Here is a 4,251-nt window from a genome sequence, read left to right as displayed (position 1 = left end):
GGGCCCCCCCGCGCCCCGGCCCCCGGCGCCGGAGGATCCGACACGGAAGGCGGTTCCCAGCGTCCCGCTCGATGGCCTCAGGGAGAAGTTCGCCGACGCCATCGAGGAGGTCGCCTATTTCTGCGGGGAGGTGACGGCCAGGATCAAGGTCGAGCGACTTCCCGACATCTGCCGGTTTCTCAAGAACGATCCGAGGACGCGGCTCGACCTGCTTTCGGACCTGTGCGCCGTCGACTACCCGAAGGATCCGAAGCGGTTCGAGGTCAACTACCACATCTATTCCGTTCCGCACCGCCACCGGATCCGGCTCAAGGTGCGCGTGGCGGACGGCGAGAGCGTGCCCACCGTGAGCACGATCTGGGCGACCGCGAACTGGCACGAGCGCGAGGCGTTCGATCTTCTCGGGATCGGGTTCACCGGCCATCCCGACCTGACGCGCATCCTGCTCCCCGACGACTGGAAGGGTCATCCGCTGCGCAAGGAATACCCCCTTGAGGGGTTCCCGGAGCAGCACCCTCGTTATCGATAGAAGGCGCCAGGAGACGGCGGATGTTCCACACCGAGATTCTCGAAGTGAACATGGGGCCGCAGCATCCGGCGACCCACGGTGTGCTCCGCGTCATCCTCGGGCTCGACGGGGAGACGGTCGTCCAGTGCAAGCCCGTCATCGGCTACCTGCACAGGGGGGTCGAGAAGCTCGCCGAGCACAAGCTGTACGTGATGATTCCGCCGCTGTGCGACCGGCTCGACTACGTGGGGAGCGCCTCCCAGAACCTCGGGTACATCCAGGCGGTCGAGAAGCTCTGCGGCATCCAGGTTCCCGAGCGCGGGCAGTACATCCGCGTCATCCTCGCCGAGCTGAACCGCATCTCGTCGCACCTCGTCTGGCTCGGCACGCACGGCCTCGACATCGGCGCGATGACGGTCTTCTTCTACACCTTCCGCGAGCGCGAGATGATTCTCGATCTCTTCGAGGCCTTCTGCGGAGCGAGGCTCACGACGAACATGTTCCGCATCGGCGGGACGCTCGAGGACTTCCCGCCGGGGTGGATCGAGGGGACGCGGCGCTTCGTCGATCTGCTGCCGTCCCGCATCAAGGAGTACGAGGGCCTTCTCTCGACCAACCGGATCTGGCTCGAGCGCACGAAGGGGGTCGGCGTCATCTCGGCCGAGGACGCGACGAACTGGGGGCTCACCGGCCCGCCTCTCCGGGGCTCGGGGGTCAACTACGACGTGAGGAAGGCGATGCCGTACGCCGCCTACGACCGGTTCGAGTTCGAGGTCCCGCTGGGGACGCACGGCGACACGTACGACCGGTATCTCATCCGCATGGAGGAGATGCGCCAGAGCGCGCGCATCATCCGGCAGGCGCTCGACGGGCTGCCGGGCGGGGATTTCCGAGGGAAGGTCCCCAAGAAGATCAAGCCCCCGATCGCCGAGATCTACCACGTGATCGAGGGGCCGCGCGGCGAGCAGGGCTTCTACATCAAGAGCGACGGCACGGAGAAGCCGTACCGCATGCGGTTCAAGTCCCCCTCCTTCGTGAACCTCCAGGCGCTCCCGGCCCTGTCGAACGGCGCTCTCGTGGCGGACATCGTCGCCATCATCGGCACCCTCGACATCGTGCTCGGCGACGCGGATCGGTAGGCCGCATGGACTCGCGCCTCCTCATCGAGAACGTGGTGATTCCCGCCATCAAGGTGGCGGTGGTGCTCGGCGTCATGAGCGGCGCGGTCGCCTACACGACCCTGCTCGAGCGCAAGGTCCTGGGCTTCATCCAGCTCCGGCTCGCCCCTCGCCGCGTGGGGTTCCACGGGATCCTCCAGCCGATCGCCGACGGCATCAAGCTCCTCCTCAAGGAGGACATCATCCCCGATCAGGCCGATCGCGTCCTCTTCATCCTCGCGCCGGTGATCTCGATCATCCCCGCCTTCGCGGCGCTCGCGGTGATCCCGTTCGCGGGGCGCTCGTTCAGCGTGATGGGGTACGAGATCACCCCGTGGATCACCGACGTCAACATCGGCATCCTGTACATCCTCTCGATCTCGAGCCTCGGCGTGTACGGCATCATGCTCGGCGGGTGGGCGTCGAACTCGAAGTACCCGCTGCTCGGATCGCTGCGAAGCGCCGCCCAGATGGTCTCGTACGAGGTGCCCCTCGGCCTCGCGATCATCGGGCCGCTGTTGCTCGCCGGCACCGCCAGCATGACGGGGATCGTGAGGGCCCAGGAGACGCAGGGGATGTGGTTCTTCTTCCCGCAGATCGTGGCGCTCTTCTGCTACTTCATCAGCGGCGTCGCGGAGACGAACCGGATTCCCTTCGACCTCCCCGAGGCCGAGGCCGAGCTGGTGGCCGGCTACTTCACCGAGTACTCCGGGATGAAGTTCGCCTTCTTCTACCTCGCCGAGTACACGAACATGATCGTCGTCTCGTCGATCGCGACGACCCTCTTCTTCGGCGGATGGCTTCGCCCGTTTCCGAACGTGCAGGCCCTCTCGTTCCTGAACTTCCTCGACTTCATCAATCCGGCTCTCTCGGGAGTTTTCTGGTTCGCGTTCAAGGTCTTCATGTTCCTCTATCTCTACATCTGGATCCGCGGGACCTTTCCCCGGTACCGTTACGACCAGCTCATGAACCTGGGATGGAAGTGGCTGCTCCCCCTCTCGCTCGCGAACGTGGTGGTGACGGCCTTCATCCTGGCGCTCAGACATGGATAGTGCGGGGCGGACGATGATGCGTGGAGCGGCGCGATGAGCGTGGGCACTCTGGTCCGGCGATTCTTCCTCGTGGAGATGGCGCAGGGGATGTGGATCACCCTGAAGAACCACTTCCGCCCGCACATCACGATGGAGTATCCGAGGGAGCGCCCCGCGCTGGCCCCCAGGTTTCGCGGCGTGCCGCGGCTCCGGCGCGATCCCGGGACCGCCGAGGAGCTGTGCGTCGGGTGCCTCCTGTGCGAGCAGATCTGCCCCGACGACTGCATCAGCATCGTCGTCGACAAGCGTCCGGGCGGGAAGGGGAAGATGGCGAAGTCGTTCATCATCGACTACGAGCGCTGCTGCTTCTGCGGCCTGTGCGTCGATCCGTGCCCGACGACCCCCATCACCGCGATCTACATGTCCCACGACTACGAGCTGAGCGACTACTCGCGCCAGGAGTTCATCACCCAGCGCGAGGCGCTCGTCGACGGGCATCCCTTGAAGAGGTACGCCAAGTGACGCTGGGCTACGCCACCTGGTTCTTCTACGTGCTGGCCGCGATGGCGGTCGTCTCCGCCCTGATGGTGGTGACGCGCAGGAACCCGGTGCACTCGGCGATGTTCCTCGTCTTCACCTTCTTCTGCGTCGCCGGCATCTACATCACGATGTCGGCCGAGTTCCTCGCGGCGGTCCAGGTTCTCGTCTACGCGGGCGGCATCGTCGTCCTCTTCCTCTTCGTCATCATGCTCGTGCCGCTCCAGGCGGGAGTCACGCGCCTCCCGGTGACCCGCGGGGCGGCCGCGCTCCTCATCGTGGCGCTCCTTTTCACCACCGTGATGACGATCTATGCGCGCGCCGCCAGGTCGTGCGCCGCCATGGGCGTCCAGACGGAGGGGCCGGCCGGGAACATCGAGGCCGTCGGCATCGAGCTGTACACGCGTTACCTGCTCCCGTTCGAAGTCGCGTCGATCCTCCTGCTCGTCGCGATGGTCGGCGCCGTCGTCCTCGCGCGGAGGGAGACATGATCGTCCCGATTCATCATGTGCTCGTCTTCAGCATGATCCTCTTCCTGATCGGCGTCGTCGGCGTCCTCACGCGCCGCAACGGCATCATCGTCCTCATGTCAATCGAGCTGATGCTCAACGCGGCGAACATCAACTTCATCGCCTTCTCGCGCCTGCTTTCGGATCTCGCCGGGCAGGTCTTCTCGATCTTCGTCATCGTGACCGCGGCGGGCGAGGTCGCGGTGGGTCTCGCGATCATCATCTCGCTCTTCCGCAACACCGAGTCGATCCAGGTCGACGAGATCACTCTCCTGAAGGGATAAGGCTGACCCGATGCTCCGCCACCTCTGGTTCATCCCCCTCCTCCCGTTCACGGGGTTCGTGTTGAACGGGTTGTTCGGGGCGAAGCTGGGGAAGAAGTTCGTGTCGCTGGTGGGCGTGGGGACGGTGGCGATCGCGTTTCTGTGTTCGGCGGCGGCGGTGTACGAGCTGGCGAACGGCCTTCCCGGGTACCAGGGGCTCGAATCGTCAGGGCTGAGGGTGAACCT

7 protein-coding genes are annotated in these 4,251 nt (G+C 65.3%); all 7 read left to right on the top strand.

Going from position 1 to position 4,251, the window contains the following annotated elements; genetic code table 11:
- The first annotated feature begins 100 nt into the window (after nt 1–100).
- Nucleotides 101–529, top strand: coding sequence for an NADH-quinone oxidoreductase subunit C (locus HY049_13425; GenBank protein ID MBI3449902.1), 429 nt, complete (start codon nt 101–103; stop codon nt 527–529).
- Between the two features lie 20 nt (nt 530–549).
- The gene (locus HY049_13420; protein ID MBI3449901.1) at nt 550–1,647 is read left to right on the top strand and encodes an NADH-quinone oxidoreductase subunit D; all 1,098 of its coding nucleotides are present in this window, start codon (nt 550–552) and stop codon (nt 1,645–1,647) included.
- Nucleotides 1,648–1,652: 5 nt separating this feature from the next.
- Nucleotides 1,653–2,717: an NADH-quinone oxidoreductase subunit NuoH gene (nuoH, locus tag HY049_13415; protein MBI3449900.1), complete on the top strand. Its 1,065-nt coding sequence runs from the start codon at nt 1,653–1,655 to the stop codon at nt 2,715–2,717.
- 33 nt (nt 2,718–2,750) lie between these two features.
- Nucleotides 2,751–3,218, top strand: a complete 468-nt coding sequence (locus HY049_13410; GenBank protein MBI3449899.1) for an NADH-quinone oxidoreductase subunit I — start codon at nt 2,751–2,753, stop codon at nt 3,216–3,218.
- Entirely contained in the window at nt 3,215–3,724 is a 510-nt protein-coding gene (locus tag HY049_13405) for an NADH-quinone oxidoreductase subunit J (protein MBI3449898.1), read from the top strand. Before HY049_13410 ends, HY049_13405 begins: the two co-directional genes overlap by 4 nt.
- The gene (nuoK, locus tag HY049_13400) at nt 3,721–4,026 is read left to right on the top strand and encodes an NADH-quinone oxidoreductase subunit NuoK (protein ID MBI3449897.1); all 306 of its coding nucleotides are present in this window, start codon (nt 3,721–3,723) and stop codon (nt 4,024–4,026) included. Before HY049_13405 ends, nuoK begins: the two co-directional genes overlap by 4 nt.
- Nucleotides 4,027–4,036: 10 nt before the next feature.
- Nucleotides 4,037–4,251: hypothetical protein (locus tag HY049_13395; GenBank protein MBI3449896.1), on the top strand; the 215-nt coding region annotated here is incomplete at its 3' end.

The sequence above is a fragment of the Acidobacteriota bacterium genome (assembly GCA_016195325.1).
In the GTDB taxonomy this organism is placed as follows: Bacteria; Acidobacteriota; Polarisedimenticolia; order JACPZX01; family JACPZX01; genus JACPZX01.
The sequence above is the reverse complement of the archived record's forward strand: the minus strand, read 5'-3'. Positions and strand labels throughout refer to the sequence as shown.